Origin of the sequence: Archangium violaceum (assembly GCF_016859125.1) — a bacterium.
In the GTDB taxonomy this organism is placed as follows: domain Bacteria; phylum Myxococcota; class Myxococcia; order Myxococcales; family Myxococcaceae; genus Archangium; species Archangium violaceum_A.
This window is the reverse complement of the sequence record NZ_CP069338.1, coordinates 248979-264103: the sequence shown is the minus strand read 5'-3', so window position 1 is coordinate 264103 and position 15125 is coordinate 248979. Positions and strand designations below refer to the sequence as shown.

Annotated in this window: 13 protein-coding genes; 6 read left to right on the top strand and 7 right to left on the bottom strand. The window is 69.6% G+C overall.

The annotated features are described in order from the left end of the window. Positions 1 to 69: 69 nt before the first annotated feature. Entirely contained in the window at positions 70 to 1839 is a 1770-nt protein-coding gene (locus JQX13_RS01055; protein ID WP_203407216.1) for a DUF6311 domain-containing protein, read from the top strand. Positions 1840 to 1855: 16 nt separating this feature from the next. On the opposite strand, the gene JQX13_RS01050 is transcribed toward JQX13_RS01055, so the two are convergent. Together JQX13_RS01050 and JQX13_RS01045 are read right to left on the bottom strand one after the other, a co-directional pair. Next, positions 1856 to 2338, bottom strand: a complete 483-nt coding sequence (locus JQX13_RS01050; RefSeq protein ID WP_203407215.1) for a hypothetical protein — start codon at positions 2336 to 2338, stop codon at positions 1856 to 1858. A gap of 87 nt (positions 2339 to 2425) precedes the next feature. After that, complete coding sequence (locus tag JQX13_RS01045; RefSeq protein WP_203407214.1) at positions 2426 to 2641, bottom strand: DUF2905 domain-containing protein; 216 nt, start codon at positions 2639 to 2641, stop codon at positions 2426 to 2428. 191 nt (positions 2642 to 2832) lie between these two features. Here JQX13_RS01045 and JQX13_RS01040 point away from each other — a divergent pair, with 191 nt between their 5' ends. Continuing rightward, positions 2833 to 3489 (top strand): DUF2231 domain-containing protein, encoded by a 657-nt coding sequence (locus JQX13_RS01040; protein ID WP_203407213.1) that lies wholly within the window; start codon positions 2833 to 2835, stop codon positions 3487 to 3489. A 22-nt stretch (positions 3490 to 3511) separates the two neighbouring features. Here the strand turns inward: JQX13_RS01040 and JQX13_RS01035 are convergent, their stop codons facing one another. Then, positions 3512 to 3775 carry a hypothetical protein gene (locus JQX13_RS01035; protein WP_203407212.1) on the bottom strand — a complete coding sequence of 88 codons (264 nt, stop codon included), beginning with the start codon at positions 3773 to 3775 and terminating at the stop codon, positions 3512 to 3514. Between the two features lie 217 nt (positions 3776 to 3992). Here JQX13_RS01035 and JQX13_RS01030 point away from each other — a divergent pair, with 217 nt between their 5' ends. Beyond that, positions 3993 to 4517: a DUF2378 family protein gene (locus JQX13_RS01030; protein WP_203407211.1), complete on the top strand. Its 525-nt coding sequence runs from the start codon at positions 3993 to 3995 to the stop codon at positions 4515 to 4517. Here JQX13_RS01030 and JQX13_RS01025 read toward each other — a convergent pair. From JQX13_RS01025 to JQX13_RS01010, 4 genes are all read right to left on the bottom strand, one after another. Beyond that, positions 4496 to 4870, bottom strand: a complete 375-nt coding sequence (locus JQX13_RS01025) for a hypothetical protein (protein ID WP_203407210.1) — start codon at positions 4868 to 4870, stop codon at positions 4496 to 4498. The two genes, JQX13_RS01030 and JQX13_RS01025, sit on opposite strands and share 22 nt — an antisense overlap. 10 nt (positions 4871 to 4880) lie before the next feature. Then, entirely contained in the window at positions 4881 to 5801 is a 921-nt protein-coding gene (locus JQX13_RS01020) for a hypothetical protein (protein ID WP_203407209.1), read from the bottom strand. Positions 5802 to 5817: 16 nt separating this feature from the next. Next, the gene (locus JQX13_RS01015) at positions 5818 to 7584 is read right to left on the bottom strand and encodes a VWA domain-containing protein (RefSeq protein ID WP_203407208.1); all 1767 of its coding nucleotides are present in this window, start codon (positions 7582 to 7584) and stop codon (positions 5818 to 5820) included. A 62-nt stretch (positions 7585 to 7646) separates the two neighbouring features. Further along, positions 7647 to 10649: a hybrid sensor histidine kinase/response regulator gene (locus JQX13_RS01010; protein WP_343211060.1), complete on the bottom strand. Its 3003-nt coding sequence runs from the start codon at positions 10647 to 10649 to the stop codon at positions 7647 to 7649. Positions 10650 to 10868: 219 nt separating this feature from the next. Between JQX13_RS01010 and JQX13_RS01005 the strand changes: the two genes are divergently transcribed. The 3 genes from JQX13_RS01005 to JQX13_RS00995 are packed head-to-tail and all read left to right on the top strand — an operon-like array spanning position 10869 to position 15120. After that, positions 10869 to 13160: an ATP-binding protein gene (locus JQX13_RS01005; RefSeq protein ID WP_203407207.1), complete on the top strand. Its 2292-nt coding sequence runs from the start codon at positions 10869 to 10871 to the stop codon at positions 13158 to 13160. After that, positions 13157 to 13621 (top strand): response regulator, encoded by a 465-nt coding sequence (locus JQX13_RS01000; protein ID WP_203407206.1) that lies wholly within the window; start codon positions 13157 to 13159, stop codon positions 13619 to 13621. Before JQX13_RS01005 ends, JQX13_RS01000 begins: the two co-directional genes overlap by 4 nt. Then, positions 13618 to 15120 carry a sensor histidine kinase gene (locus JQX13_RS00995; protein WP_203407205.1) on the top strand — a complete coding sequence of 501 codons (1503 nt, stop codon included), beginning with the start codon at positions 13618 to 13620 and terminating at the stop codon, positions 15118 to 15120. The genes JQX13_RS01000 and JQX13_RS00995 overlap by 4 nt, the downstream gene beginning before the upstream one ends. Positions 15121 to 15125 lie beyond the last annotated feature (5 nt).

The window sequence follows — 15125 nt, the reverse complement described above, 5'->3', positions numbered from 1 at the left end:
CCCGCTAGGCGTCTGAACGCCCAGCCAGGGCGAGACGCCCACCCCTCTCTTCCGCTAAGGGTGGGGCCGATGCGTGACGCGATGGGGGCCGTGAAGAACATGTGGGCTCGGGGCCGGGAGTACGTGGCCGCGCTGCTGGCGGGTGCCTTCGGGGTGTTCTGGTTCATCCAGGCCCACGGCGACCGGGCGCTCAATCCCCAGAAGGTGGATTGGTTGATGGAGGGGGATTGGTCCACGCACCTGGTGGGCTGGCTCTTCTTCCGCAACGAGCCCCTGCGCTTCCCCCTCGGTGCCGTGCCCGGCCTGGCCCACCCGCTCGGGACGACCGTGGGCTTCACGGACTCCACGCCCCTGGTGGCCCTGCTCCTGCGCCCCTTCGCGGGCGTGCTGCCCTTTCCCTTCCAATACGTGGGCCTCTGGCTCGCGCTCTGCTTCTTCCTCCAGGGCTTCCTGGGCAGCCGGCTGACGGCGTTGTTCACCTCCCACCGGCTCGCGCAGTTGCTCGGGGGCATCCTCTTCGCGCTCGCGCCCGTGCTGTTGTGGCGCATGGGCCACGAGAGCCTGTGCGCGCACTGGCTCGTCCTGGGGCTGCTCTGGGTGAACCTGCGCGACTGGCCGGACGCCGCCGCGGCCCGTCGAGCCCTCGCGGTGACGTTCCTCCTGGTGGGGCTGAGCGCCACCATCCACCCCTACCTGTCGGCCATGGCGGTGGTGCTCGGCGCGGCGGCGCTGGTGCGGCTGCGGTGGGTGGACGGGACGCTCTCCTGGCGCGGGCTGGGGCTCGGCCTGGGGGGGCTCGTGGCGCTCCTGTTGGCCCTGTTCTGGCTCTTCGGCTACCTGGGCACGCGCACCCCGTCCGGCATCGAGGGCTTCGGCCATGTCTCCTCGGACGTGCTCTCGCTCATCAACCCCCTGGACTGGTCCCGGCTGCTGCCCGCCCTGCCCATCGCGGCGCGCGTCCAGGGCGAGGGCTTCGGCTACCTGGGCGTGGGCGTTCTGCTGCTGCTCGGGGTGGGCGTGGGCTCCGCGCTGCTCGCGCGGTGGCGGTGGCGCTCGGACTGGACGCCTCACTGGAAGCGCGTGGTGCCCCTGGCGGTGTGCTGTCTGCTGCTCGCCGTGTATGCGTTCTCCTCGCGCATCACCGTCATGGGCCGGCTGGTGTTGGATCTCCAGGCGCTCTACCAGCCGGTGATGCGGCTCGTGGAGCCGTTCCGCTCCTCGGGGCGCTTCATCTGGCCGCTGCACTACGCGCTGTTGACGGGAGCCCTCGCGCTCGTGCTGGGGGCCTGGCGCCGCCGGCCGTGGGTGGCCATCGGGCTGCTCGCCCTCGCGGTGGGCGTGCAGGTGTTCGACCTCAGCCGGGTGGTGAAGCGGGAGCGCTTCCAGAGCCTGTCCTGGAACGGCCTGCACTCCCCCGACTGGCGGCGGATGAAGGACGACTACCGCCACCTCGTGCTGTTCCCGCCGCAGCTCCACGACGGCAATGGCCGCGGTTGTCCCTACCCCGGCCGTGGCGCGCCCTTCAGCCCCATGTTCGCGTATCACGCGGCCTCGCTCGGGATGACCTTCAACAGCGCGTACCTCGCGCGCGTGGACCCCGCGGCGGCCCAGGCCTACTGCACCGCGCTCCAGCAGGAAGCCGAGCGCGGCGAGTTCCAGCCCGACACCGTCTACGTGGTGCACCCCGCGTATCTGGCGCCGTTCCTGCGCCATCCGGAGCGGGTGGTGTGCGGCCGGCTCGATGGCCACGCGGTGTGCGTCTCCAGCGGGAAGGAGAGCGCGTTCCGTGGGGTGCTCGAGTCGAGGCGGCTCCAGGCCGCTCCGTTCGCCAGGCCGTGAGGGGAGGGGAGGCGGCCTAGCGGCGGCCGGTGGCGCGCTTCACTGCACGTCGGGCGGCGGCTGGCGCACGCTTGGCGACCGTCGTCGTCTTCGCGGCGGCGCGTCCGGCCAGGGACTTCCGGGCGGGGCCGGTCTTCTTGGTGGCTCTCTTCTTCTGCGAGGCCGAGGGCTTGCGGCCGCCCACCTTGGGCTCGGTGCTCCAGCCCTCCTTCTCGCGGAAGGTATGGGTGGTGGCCCGCGTGTTCTTGCGGCTCGCGGCCGCCCTCTTCTCGCCGGTGGGGGCTGGGCGCTTCTTCTCGGGCTTGCGCTTGGCGACGGTGCGCCCCTTCCTGGCGGGCCCCGGCGGCCCTGACTTGCCCATCTTGCGTCGGGCACCCGCTTCGCCCGTGGGCGTCACGGAGGCGGGGGCCTGTCCGGGTGGGTTGGCGGTGGGGGCGATCATCTCGGCCGTGTTCTGCTGTTCGGCCTCCCGTGGCGGGCGCGGTGACTCGCTGGACATTCGGTGTTCCTCCAGGCGTTGGATGGGCGAAGTGAGCTCCACCCGACGAATGCGTAAGCATCGCGAGGCCGTGATGCGACGCGCGCGCTACAGGAGACGCCGCAGGACGAAGGCGATCAGACTGAGCAGCACCGAGAGCAGCAACATGGAGGCGAAGGGGACGTAGACCCGGGTGTGCTCGCCCTCCCAGCGCAGGTCGCCTGGCAGGCGGCCGAACCAGGACAGCGCACCCGAGTACATCAGCAGCCCGATGACGACGAGGAGCGCCCCCGCAACCATCAACATCAGTCCCGTCGGCTTCACCGAGTCCTCCCTCGAGCGTGTCGTGGCCCGTGGTCTGCCCATGTCCGGCCACTTCGACAAGGGGAATGCCGCCTCGCCTGCTCCTCCCCGGAGTGCCCCTCTGATTGGGAGTGGGAGCCGTGGGACGCCGGTGGGGCGGGTTGTCCGCCGGGAGGCGCGCACCAAGGTTCCCAGGACGAGGAGGGAATTGCATGCAGATGCGCGTACACGAGCTGCACCCGACGTTGATCCACGCTCCGCTGGCGCTGCTGCCGTCCACCGTGGTCGTCGACCTGACGGCGGCGCTCACCGGGAACCGGAAGCTGGACACGGCGGCCCGGACGTTGTGGTGGACCACCGCGGCGAGCGGGTTGATGGCGGGCCTGGCTGGTATGGCCGCCTCGCAGGAGGTGAAGGCGGATCGGCACACCCGGGACATGATGTTCCTGCACGGCCTGGGCAACGTGGTCATCGTGCTGAGCGCGTTCGGGGTCGCCGCGTGGCGCACCACCCACCGCTCGTCGCTGATCTCCGGCCTGTTGGGGCTGGGCTCCTTCGCCTTCGCCACCTACACCGGCTGGTTGGGCGGCGAGATGGTGTACTCGCACGGCGTGGGCGTGAAGGAACTGACGATGAAGGACGCGGAGCTCGATCAGCTCAGCCCTCCGCTGGCCTCGCGTCAGGCGCCCATGCGGATTCTTCGCGACGCGGTGAAGGGACTCGGGTGGTTGCTGGGCCGTGCCCGTCGCGTCTTCTCGGGTGACGAGCAGCTCGATCCGAGCGCGTTCGGAATGACGGTCGTCGAGGAGAAGCTGGCGCAGCAGCAGGCCACGCCGGGTGAGGTCCGTTCCGAGCTGCGTCCGGTGTGAGCACCACCGCCGTCAGGCGCGCTCAGCGGCCTCTCTGTTCCAGGGCGCGCCGCAGGGCCAGGGCCATGCGGCGGACGGCATAGCCCTCGAAGTCCTCCAGTGGATCCAGATGTGACGGGAAGACCTCGAGCAGGCTGTCCAGATAGCGGAGGGTGGGGGCCATCGCGCCCGCCCCGCTCTCCGCTGCCTCCTTCGCGCTCAGGGTCTCCTCCAACAGGAAGGCCCCCGCCACCAGGCTCTGCCAACGGTCCGTACGCCCGCTTTCCTCGGGAAGATCCGCGCTCACGGCTTCATCCTAGAGCACGAGCGGATGCTTGTTCCTCGGGATGTACCCGGAGCCGGGAGCAACGCGTGTCGGATGATGTGTTGGTGGGGGTGGTGGATGTCAGATGGCAGTGACAGGTGGTCAAGTTGTAAAGTTGTGGTCAATGGATACGCGTGAGGCCGTGCGAAGCCGAATTGCGCTTGCCTTGCCCGATGAGCGCACCCATGGGCAGATTTTCATGGATACCCTGGGCGGCTTTTCACAGCTCTATGGTTCCGAGGTGGCGGAGGAGGCTCGGGCCGCCGCGTCCGGGCCCGTGGAGCTTGGGCTCTTCACCTGCCCCATTGCGGAGCTGCTGCGCGTGACCGACGCGGGAGCGAACGCCGCCGAGGCTCGGGGCCTGGCCTCCTACCCCGAAGTGTTGGAGCGGATCGGCATCTTCCTGGCGGGCAGCTATCAGCGCTCACCCGTGGGCCAGGCATTCCGGCGGCTCACGGGCTCGGACGTGCTCAAGTCCATGGAGTTGTCGATGGCCTCCACCCGGGCCGTCACCACGTATGGGAACCGGAGGTTCGAGCGGTTGGGCCCCTCCTCCGCGCGCATCGTCTTCAAGCGGGAGCTGATGGGTCCGCTGTGGATCCGCGGCATCTACACGAAGGCGTTCCAGATGAGCTCCGGGCTCGACTCCCTGTCTGCCTCCGTGGAGCGTCGGCGGGAGCCGGGCCTGGACTTCGACCTGGTCTACACCTGGCCGTTGTCCTGAGCGTGCCGCATCCCCGATTCGGCTCGCAGACGTCGGGCCCAGTCGGGCTCCTCGGTGAGGATGCGCTCCCCACCGTGCTCGCGCACCACCATGCCGTCGGGGGCCACCACCGAGAAGCGCACGGGCCGGCCGAGCGCCAGGGTGAGTGCCTCCATCGTCGTCTCGTCCTCGGCGCTGAAGGCCCTCGGCCCCACGGGGTGGCTGTGGGCGATCTCCTCCAACTCGTCACGCAGCCGCCAGATGGCCTCCCAGCGCGCGCGCGAGTCCGGCAGCGACACGGGGCTGTCCGAGGCATCGCTCCACAGCGCCGCCCCGTCCCGGCCGATGAGCAGGCAGACTTCACGTGGCCGCATGGCTGCTCCCTCACGCGTGCCGGGTGATGACCAGCACGTCGTCCTCGATGGCCTCGCGTATGACCGACGGCAGGCTCTCCAACGTCACCTGCCGGTCCTCCCCCGCGAGGCAGATGCCCGCGTCCACCACCCGCAGCGAGTCCGCCTCCACGATGCTGATGAAGCGCTCGCCCATGAAGCCGAACGTCACCTCGAGCCGCTCGCCCTCCAGCCGCCGCGTGTCGAGCAGCCGGGCTCCCGCTGATTCGAGAGCCCGCTCCACCCGCATGGTGCCCTGGGGCTGCCGCTCCTGGTGACGCGGAGCGCTCCGCGGCCGTGCGTCCACCCCCCTTGCGTGGACCGCGCGCTCGGTGGCCAGCGCCCGCAGCCGGGCCTCGGCGATGGGACGACCTCCCTCGGCCACGGACAGCACCTGGCCTCGCACCTCGACGGGGGAGAAGCGGATGCCGAGCGCGCGCGAGGTGCCCTCCAGCACCGCGTAGCCAAACGCCGCCCGCAGCGAGGCCGGCACGGCCTTCACCTCCGCGAGCGTCCGGCCCTCCTCCAGCATGAGGCGTGCACCGCCCTCGGCCTCGCCCTCGAACTCGAGCGCCTCGAAGACGAGCGTGCCGTCGTGCCAGCGCCGGGCGCGTACCGGAGAGAAACGCGGTGGCTCCTCGTCGGGGAGGAGTTGCACCGGCTCGGCCACCGCGCCCTCACGCACCAGCCGCGTACCCCAGAGATGTCCACGAATGAGCGGGAGCCCGTCGAGCCCTTCCGGCCCGGCCGGCTCCCGCGCGGTGGCGGTGCGCCCCTGCACGTCGAAGCGCCACCAGCCGGGAGCGGGCGGCGTGGACACGCGGAGGCGCCGCGAGGGCGCGTCGACGCAAGCGCCGCCGAAGTAGGGCAGCACCGCCGACTCCACCTTCCCGAGGAACTTCCGGTAGTCCACGACACCCACTCCTCTCTCACGCCACCTTCAACAGCGGCGTGCGCATCACCCGCTCGACCCAGCCGGACTGGCTGGCCCCGGGCACCGTCGGCGCGTCCAGCAACGCCTTCAACACACGGGGGACCTGGTAGGGGTCCTCGAACTGGCCCACCGACACCTCACTGAACGGCACCTGCATCTGCCGCGCGCACGTGCGCACGGTGTTGCCCCGCGTGCTCACCACGCTCAGCAACAGCGCCATGGCGGCCACGCTGTAGCCGCACTCGTTGAAGGCCCGGGCGAGCTGCTCACCCGACTCACCGGCCTCGTCACCCACGACGATGACGATGAGCTTCGCCTCCCGCGGCACCCGCACCTCCGCCCGGTACAGCGCATGCACACCGGCCGCGTGCGTGGTACCGCCCGACGCCTGGATGCCCTGCAGCATGTGCTGCACCGCCGCCCGGCTCGCCGCCTTGGGCTTGAGCACCGTGCCCATCGTGTCGAACGTCGCGATGTGCAGCTTCTCCAGCGGGAAGCCCGCGAGGATGCGAGACAGCGCCTCCTTCGACTGCTCGATGGCGCCCTCCATGGAGCCGGACTTGTCGATGAGGAACATCACCCTCACGTCCGTCTCCGCCGTCGCCTCCGCCACCGCGGCCCTCGCCGCATTGTCGCTCGCCTCCTCCAGCTTCGCCTTCAGCTCCTGGCTGCGGACGTTCTTCACGATGTGGAGCGCCCGCTGGTCGGTCGCCGTCTGCACCGCCTTCTCCCAGCGCGCGCGGATGGCGGGGTCGGACATCAACCCCAGCTCCTCGAGCGTGGGCGTCAGCATGCGCAGATCCCTGTCGGACAGCGAGGGCAGGAGCGCCGCCATGATGGCCGGCGTCAGGCCCACGTCCTTGGGAAGCCGGCCCACCACCTCCTTGAAGGAGAGGCGCTCCCGTTCGATCCACTCGCAGATCTCCGCCTCCGAGAGCCCGTCGAAGCGCTCCCGCTTCACCAGGTTCAGCCCCTCCAACCCCACCGAGCGGTGGCCCGCGGCCGCCTGCTTCTGCTTCCAGCCGAGCACCTCGAAGAAGGCCTGCGACACCGGCTTGTAACCGGCCTTGCGGGCGATCTTCTTCAGCGTCTCCTTGTAGCCGGCCTTCACCAGGCCCTGGAGCATGGGCAGGTTCTGCTCACGCACGCGCAGCCACTTCGTGGCCACGGCCTTCCACCGGCCGAGGGGCGGCTTGCGGGACGCGGGGTCACCGAAACCGGCCTCGCGGTTGAGGTGGGCGATCTCCGGCGTCTCGAGCAGCTCGGCCACCCGCAGCACCGCCTTGGGCGTGAGCATGCGCGTGGACTTGCGCTCGTAGTGCAGGAGCATGGCCGCGCCGATGGCACGGAAGTCGTCGTCGAGGAACGCGATGGAGCCGTCGTCCTCGCGCACGGGCTGACCGGAGTGGTTCTGCACGAGCATCAGCGCGCACGTGGCCACCTTGAGGTCACGCCAGTCCGTCTGCGTGAGCGCGTAGGACGCGAAGTGCGCCATCAGGTCCGTGTTGAGCCGGTAGATGTCGAGCAGCTGGCGGTAGAGCTTCACCGCGGCGGGCACGAAGAGTCCGGGCTTCACCGGGGTGCTCCGGCGGACGAGGGTGTCCTTGGCGCCCTGCGCGGGATGCCAGACGCCGTTCACGTCCAGGCCCGGGCGGTTGTGCCACAGGTGCGCGGAGCCACCGAGCACCAGCTCCAGGAGCTTCTCGGCCGGGCCGAGCTGGGCCTCGGGGAGCGTGGGCGTGGTCGGGTTGTGCGTCGTCATGTGCTGCCCTCCGTCGTTCTGCCCGGAGGGACGCGGGTGCCCGTGGTTCCTGACGGAGGACGTCAGTTCACGGCGGAGCTGGCGTTACCCGCCTGGCCGTTGCGTGGCAGCCGGACGTGGAAGGTCGCTCCGCCTCCAGGCGTCTCCTCGATGAGGATGGTGCCCTGGTGCGCCTCGACGACCTGCCGCGTCACCCATAGCCCCAGCCCCAGACCGCCATAGTTGCGCACCGGGACGGCCCGCTCGAAGCGCTCGAAGACGCGGGCCCGGTCCGCCGGGGGAATGCCGATGCCGTGATCCACCACGCTCAGCTGCACCACGTTGCCCTCCGAGCGCAGGGAGATCTCCACGGGCCGCCCCTGGCCGAACTTCAAGGCGTTGGACAGGAGGTTGTGGACCACCTGCTCCATCCGGTCGGGATCGAAGTGTCCGGCCAGCGGGCTCTCGATGCGGACCGACAGCGGTGTCTTCAGCTTCCGGGCCTCCTCCTGGGTGTTGGCCACGACCTCGCCGACGAGAGTCGACAGGTCCACCGGCTCGGGCATCAGCTGCAGGCGGCCGGTGGTGAGCTGCGACACGTCCAGCAGTGTCTCGATGAGCCGGGCCAGCCGGCGGACGGAGTGGCGCGCCACGTCCAGCCGATCGCCGATGTTGTGCTCCGACGTCCGGCTCAGCCCCCGCTCGATGGCGTTGAGATTGAGTTGGAAGGCGGTGAGCGGGGTCTTCAACTCGTGAGATGCGACGGTCAGGAAGTCGTCCCGGGCCCGGAGCGCCTCCATGAGGCTCTCCACGCGGGCCCGCTCCCGGGCCACATCGCGGCGCATGCGCACCCGCTCGAGGTTGGACCTCACGCGGGCGAGCAGCTCGCGAGCGGAGAAGGGTTTGACGAGGTAGTCGTCCGCCCCGGATTCGAGCCCCTCGAGCGTGGCCTCCTGGCCGGCGCGGGCCGACAACAGGAGGATGGGCAGATCCTTCGTATGCGGAGCCGCCCGCAGCGCGCGCAGCAACCCCACGCCATCCAGCCGCGGCATCATCACGTCCGAGAGCACGAGCTCCGGCGGGTGGGACAACGCCGACTCCAGGGCCGCCTGTCCGTCCGCCACCGCCTCCACCTCGAAGTGGGGGGACAGCACCCGGCGGATGTAGTCGCGCATGTCCGCGTTGTCGTCCGCGAGGAGCACCCGGGCCCGGGGCTCGTTCGCCTTCGCCGGGTGGGGCGCCTCCCGCCTCGGGGCCTCATCCGGGGTCCAGCGCAGCGCCTCCTCGACGTAGGGGGTGGCTCCGGTGGCGGTGGAGGGCAGGCCGCGCGGGGCGCTGATGCGCTCCTGGGAGAGGTGCGCCGAGCCCAGGGGAATCTCGACGGTGAACGTCGTTCCCCGGCCCTCGGTGCTGTCCACGCTCACGGTGCCCCCGTGCAGCTGCACCAGCTCCCGCACCAGCGCCAGTCCGATGCCCGTGCCCTCGTGCGTCCGGGAGTGCGCGTCCCTCACCCGGTGGAAGCGCTCGAAGATGCGCGGCAGCTCCGAGGCGGGAATCCCCGTCCCGGTGTCGCGGACGATGAGCACGGCGCGTCCCTCCCGCTCGTGGGTCTGGACGGAGATCTCCCCCTTGTGGGTGAACTTGAAGGCGTTGGAGACGAGATTGAGGACGACCTTCTCCCAGAGCTCCTTGTCCAGGTAGACGGGCTGGGACAGGGGAGGGCAGTCCACGAGGAGCTTCAGCCCGGCCCGCTCCACCGCGGAGCGGAAGCTGCTCGCGAGGTCGGCGGAGAGCGTGGAGAAGTCCGTGGGCGCGTAGCTGGCCTCGATGCGCCCCGCTTCCAGGCGGGAGAAGTCGAGCAGCGCGTTGACGAGCCGCAGCAGCCGCTCCGCGTTGCGGTGGATGAGCTGGAGCTCGGCCCGGACGCTCTCCGACACGGCGCCCGCGCGCCCCTCGAGCAGGTGCTCGGTGGGCCCCAGCATCAGCGTCAGCGGCGTGCGGAACTCGTGGCTGATGTTGCTGAAGAAGGTCGTCTTGGCGCGGTCGAGCTCCGCCAGGGCCTCCGCGCGCCGACGCTCCTCCTCATAGGCCTGGGCATTGCGCAGGGCCACCGACACCTGACCCGCCAGTAACTCGTAGAAGGAGCGGTAGCCCTCGTCGAGCGCGCGGTTGGGACTCACCCCCGCCACCAGCACGCCAAGGGGCGCCGTCTGTCCCGAGGAGGCGATGGGAATCACCAGCGCCGAGCGGATCGGAGCCCTGTACGGGCCGCCCGCCAGCGCGACGCGACGCTCGACGTCCTCGACGAGGACCGTCTCTCCGGCCGCCGCGCGCTCCAGGGGCCAGATGTCGTCGCCATCCACCCCCACCTCCACGGAGGCCGGGCACACGGGGCCGTTCTCGTCCAGCCCGATGACGCCGCCGCGCGTGAGCGTCCTCCCGTCCGGGCCTCGCAGGTAGATGAGCGCGAAGGGGACATCCAGCGGGTGCTCGGCGATGGCGGCGGAGAGATCGCCGCAGGTCCTCTCGACGCTGCGGGTCCCGTCCGTTCTCGAGGCCAGCTCCCTCAGCAGCCGCATCCGCCGCTCGCCGAGCAGTTGCTGGGTCACCTCGCTGCAGACGGCGAGCATGCCGACGATCCGCCCCTCGTCGTCCTCGGCGGGGGCGTGGGAGACGCTGAAGTAGGCCTCCTCGCGGTAGCCCGAGCGCTCCATGAGGAGCGGGAGGGCCGGCGTCCAGTTGGCCACGCCGGTGGTCATCACCCGGTGGATCATCGGGCCGAGCGTGTCCCACGACGCGGCCAGGGTGATGCGGATGTCGATGCCGAGCGCGGCCGGGTGTCCGTCGCCGATCAGCCTCGAATAGGCGTCGTTGTAGAACTGGGTGAAGGCGGGCCCCCAGGTCAGCACCATGGGGTAGCTGGAGGAGAGCAGTGTCCGGATGAGGGCCTTGAGACTCTGCGGCCAGGTCTCCACGGGGCCAACCGGAGTACTGGCCCAGTCATGCGCCCGGACGCGGGCGTGCATCTCACTCGGGCCGGCGAACATGTCCTGCTGGGCACGCGCCCGATTTACCGACTCCTCCACGCCATCCTCCGAAACAGAATGGGCCCATTAACAGGGCCGCGGCCCGGGTCGCGACCCTCTGCTTACCGGCTTCCCTGGGTTGATGGGATGTGAACATTTACCTTCGCGCATGCCACCGGAGCGCCAGGCAGCCGGGCGGGAGAGCTGTCGGGCGGCTTATAGGGGTCGGTTCCAATCGGGTCGACGCCAGGGCTCCCAGGTGCCCGAAGAGGAGGAGTGATGAGCACGGAATCGGCCGGAGCCGGGCGGACGGCGGATCTCACCAACTGCGATCGCGAGCCCATCCACATCCCGGGAGCCATCCAGCCGCACGGCGTGTTGCTCGTCCTGAAAGAGCCCGCGCTGGAGATCCGCCAGGTCAGCGAGAACGTGCAGGCCCTGCTCGGCGTGCCGGCCCAGGAGCTGCTGGGCAGGACGCTCGAGGTCCTCCTGCCCGCCACCCAGGTCGAGAGCGTCCGCGCGAGCCTGTTGTTGGAGCGGCTCGAGGACCGCAACCCGCTCAAGCTCTCCATCCGGGGAGGGAGCGGCGAGCGCACGTTCAATGGCATCGCGCACCGGCACCAGGGCCGGCTCTTCCTCGAGCTCGAGCCCTCGTCCGAGCAGGAGGCGCTCCCCTTCTTCGGCTTCTACCACCAGGCGCGTGGCTCCATGTCGCGCCTGCGTGACGCGAGGGACCTGCGCGAGCTGTGCGAGGAGGCCGTCCGCGAGGTCCGCCGGCTCACGGGGTTCGATCGCGTCATCATCTACCGCTTCGACGCGGAGTGGAACGGTCAGGTCCTCGCCGAGGATCGGGTGGAGAAGGCGGACCCGTACCTGGGCCTGCACTTCCCCGCCTCGGACATCCCCCGCCAGGCGCGCGAGCTGTACACCCTCAACTGGCTGCGCATCATCCCGACGGTGGACTACGTGCCCGCGCGCATCCTCGCGTTGCCCGAGGAGGCCGCCCAGGGTCCACTCGACATGTCCTTCTGCGTGCTGCGCAGCGTGTCGCCCATCCACCTCGAGTACCTGCACAACATGGGGGCGTTCGCCTCGATGAGCATCTCGCTCATGAAGGAGGGGCGGCTCTGGGGCCTCATCTCCTGCACGGACGTGTCCGGGCCCCGGTACATCCCCTACGAGGTGCGCACGGCCTGCGAATTCGTGGGCGAGTTCATGTCCTCGTTCATCCCCTCCAAGGAGGGCTACGAGGACTATGACCAGCGCCTCCGGGCCAGGTCCGTGCAGGCGCGGCTGCTCGAGCGGATGACCCGCAGCGCGGACTTCGCCGCGGGGCTCTGCCACCCACCGCCCGAGCTGCTCGAGCTCACGGGCGCGAGCGGCGCGGCCGTCTACTTCAACGGCGCGACGACCATCGTGGGCAAGGCCCCCTCGGACGAGCAGCTCCAGGGCCTCATCCGCTGGCTGGGCGAGAAGCCGGATCCAACGGAGGTGTTCTCCACCACCAGCCTGTCCCGGGAGTACCCCGAGGCGGAGGCGTTCAAGGACGTCGCGGCCGGCCTCATCGCCGCCTCCATGTCACGTGGCCGCCACAACTATGTCCTGTGGTTCCGCCCGGAGGTGGTGCAGACGGTGGAGTGGGGCGGCAACCCGAACAAGCCGGTGGACGTCCAGGACGACCAGCTACGGCTCCACCCGCGCAAGTCCTTCGCGCTCTGGAAGGAGACGGTGCGCGGCAAGTCCCTGCCCTGGAAGGACTACGAGCTGGAGGCGGCCCGGGAGCTGCGCAGGAACATCATCGACATCGTCCTGCAGCGCAGCGAGGAACTGCTCAAGCTCAACACGGAGCTGGAGCGCAGCAACGTGGAGCTGGACTCCTTCGCCTACGCGGCCAGCCATGATCTCAAGGAGCCGCTCCGGGGCATCCACAACTACGCCAGCCTGGTGCTGCGCGAGGAGTCCAACCATCTCGAGCCCACCAACCGCACGCGCATGGACACGGTGGTGCGGCTCACTCAGCGCATGGAGCGCCTCATCAACTCGTTGCTGCACTACGCGCAGGTGGGCCGCACCGAGCTCTCCCTCCGGGAGACGGACCTCAACGAGGTGATCGCGTCGGTACTGGAGGTGCTCAAGCCGAGGATCGACGAGGCCCAGGTGGAGGTGCGCATTCCCCGTCCGTTGCCTCCCGCGCGGTGCGACCGCGTGCGCATGGTGGAGGTCTTCACCAACCTCATCACCAACGCCATCAAGTACAACGACAAGGACACGAAGTGGGTGGAGCTCGGCGCCACGAACGCGCCCGAGGGCGACACCGTCTACTTCGTGCGCGACAACGGCATTGGCATCAAGCCCGAGTACCAGGAGGCCATCTTCCGCATCTTCAAGCGCCTGCACGGGCGGGACAAATACGGCGGGGGCACCGGGACGGGTCTGACCATCGTCAAGCGCCTCATCGAGCGGCACAGCGGCCGTATCTGGCTGGAGTCCCGGCCGGGCGAGGGCACCACCTTCTTCTTCACCCTGGGCAGTGAGAGGGACGAGCCCTCTTCGACAGGGGGCGGGAGATGAACCGCGAGCTGCCCATCCTCGTGGTGGAGGACAACGACGAGGACTTCGACATGCTCCAGATGACCTTCCAGGGCGTGGGCATCCCCAATCCGCTCTACCGCTGTGCCGAGGGCGAGGAGGCGCTCGCGTTCCTCCACCGGACCGGCCGCTACGCGGGCCCGGAGCCGGCGCCCCGCCCGGGCCTCATCCTGCTGGACCTGAACCTCGCTGGCCTGGATGGCAGGCAGGTACTCGAGCATGTCAAGAATGACCCTCTTCTCAAGAGCATCCCCGTCATCGTGTTCTCCACTTCGGACAACCCGAAGGACGTTCAGAGTGTCTACGCGAATGGCGCGAGTGGTTACCTTCTCAAACCCGTGGATCTGACCCGGTTCGAGCGAATGATTCAGCTCTTCAAGGACTTCTGGCTGGACCACATCGTGATGCCGGAAGGTGACGGCCGGGAGAGCTCTCGCAGATGAGCCGCCGACAATTGACGCTGCTCCTGCTGGAGGACAGCCCGGAGGATCGGCACGTCTTCAGGACCTACCTGGAGCAGGTGGAGGAGTACTCCTTCCGCTTCCTCGAGGAGGAGAACGCGGAGCAGGCGCTCGAGGTGTGCAAGCGCGAGCCCGTGGACTGCATCCTCCTGGACTACGAGCTCCCGGGCGCCAACGGGCTGGAGTTCCTCCGGAGGCTGGAGATCGACGAGGGCCTCCTGCGTCCGCCCGTGGTGATGGTGACCGGGCGGGGGAGCGAGCGCATCGCCGTCAAGGCGCTCAGGGGGGGAGCGTCCGACTACCTGGTGAAGGCGGAGGTGACTCCCGAGAACCTCTACCGCGCCGTGCGCAACGCGGTGGAGAAGGAGGACATCCGCAAGCGCCTCACCGAGCAGCGGCTGCGGACGGGGCTCGCGGAGTCCCGGCTCCAGCTCGCCCTCGAGGTCCTGGAGCACGGGGACGCGTTGATCGTCCTCGACAAGGACGGTCGCGTCGTCCTCGTCAACAGCAACCAGGAGCGCATCTCGCGCAAGCCGCGTGACGAGACCCTGATGCGCAGGGTGTGCGATCTCTGGCCACTGCTCGCCGACCCGAAGACGAAGTTCTGGTCCGAGTACCAGCGGGCCATGCGCGAGCGGGTGCCCGTGCACTTCGAGGAGTTCTACGCGCCCATGGACCTGTGGGTGGACGTCAGCGTCTACCCCACGAAGGAGGGGGGACTCGCGGCCTTCTTCCGGGACATCAGCGAGCGCAAGCGCAAGGAAGAGGACGCCCGGGCCGAGGAGCGGCGGCGCTCGGAGTTCGAGCAGCAGCTCATCGGTATCGTCAGCCACGATCTGCGCAACCCCATCACCGCCATCTCCCTGGGGATTTCGCTCCTGCTGCGCCGCGAGGGCCTGGACGAGCGCATCCTCAAGACGCTCGTGCGCATCCATTCCTCGGCCGAGCGCGCCATCCGGATGGTGAGGGATCTCCTCGACTTCACGCAGGCCCGGCTGGGCGGGGGCATCGTCCTGCACCGGGAGCAGATGGACCTGCACACCCTCCTCCACCACGTGGTGGAGGAGGTCCACATGTCCTATCCCGAGCGCGAGGTGCGGGTCGAGGTGAGCGGCAGTGGCGTGGGAACGTGGGACTCGGACCGGGTGGCGCAGGTCATCACCAACCTGGTCACCAACGCGTTGAAGTACAGCCCGGGGGAGACGCCGGTCACGGTGCGCACGCGCGGAGAAGCCAACAGCGTGGTGATGGAGGTCCACAACCTGGGCGAGCCCATCCCGCCCCAACTCCAGGCCCACCTCTTCGAGCCCATGCGACGCGGGGGTGAGAATTCCGACAGGACGAGCCGCAGCATCGGGCTCGGCCTCTTCATCGTGGACCACATCATCCGTGCCCATGGTGGCACCATCGACGTGCGGTCCAACGCGCTCGATGGCACCACCTTCTGCGTGCGGCTGCCCCGGAGCCCGGCCTCGGCCTGAACCGC

Excerpts from the sequence above, each read along its gene's own strand:
- JQX13_RS01055 (WP_203407216.1), top strand. The coding sequence starts at position 70 with ATGCGTGACGCGATGGGGGCCGTGAAGAACATGTGGGCTCGGGGCCGG.
- JQX13_RS01050 (WP_203407215.1), bottom strand. The coding sequence starts at position 2,338 with ATGTCCAGCGAGTCACCGCGCCCGCCACGGGAGGCCGAACAGCAGAAC.
- JQX13_RS01040 (WP_203407213.1), top strand. The coding sequence starts at position 2,833 with ATGCAGATGCGCGTACACGAGCTGCACCCGACGTTGATCCACGCTCCG.
- JQX13_RS01030 (WP_203407211.1), top strand. The coding sequence starts at position 3,993 with ATGGATACCCTGGGCGGCTTTTCACAGCTCTATGGTTCCGAGGTGGCG.
- JQX13_RS01025 (WP_203407210.1), bottom strand. The coding sequence starts at position 4,870 with ATGCGGCCACGTGAAGTCTGCCTGCTCATCGGCCGGGACGGGGCGGCG.
- JQX13_RS01015 (WP_203407208.1), bottom strand. The coding sequence starts at position 7,584 with ATGACGACGCACAACCCGACCACGCCCACGCTCCCCGAGGCCCAGCTC.
- JQX13_RS01005 (WP_203407207.1), top strand. The coding sequence starts at position 10,869 with ATGAGCACGGAATCGGCCGGAGCCGGGCGGACGGCGGATCTCACCAAC.
- JQX13_RS01000 (WP_203407206.1), top strand. The coding sequence starts at position 13,157 with ATGAACCGCGAGCTGCCCATCCTCGTGGTGGAGGACAACGACGAGGAC.
- JQX13_RS00995 (WP_203407205.1), top strand. The coding sequence starts at position 13,618 with ATGAGCCGCCGACAATTGACGCTGCTCCTGCTGGAGGACAGCCCGGAG.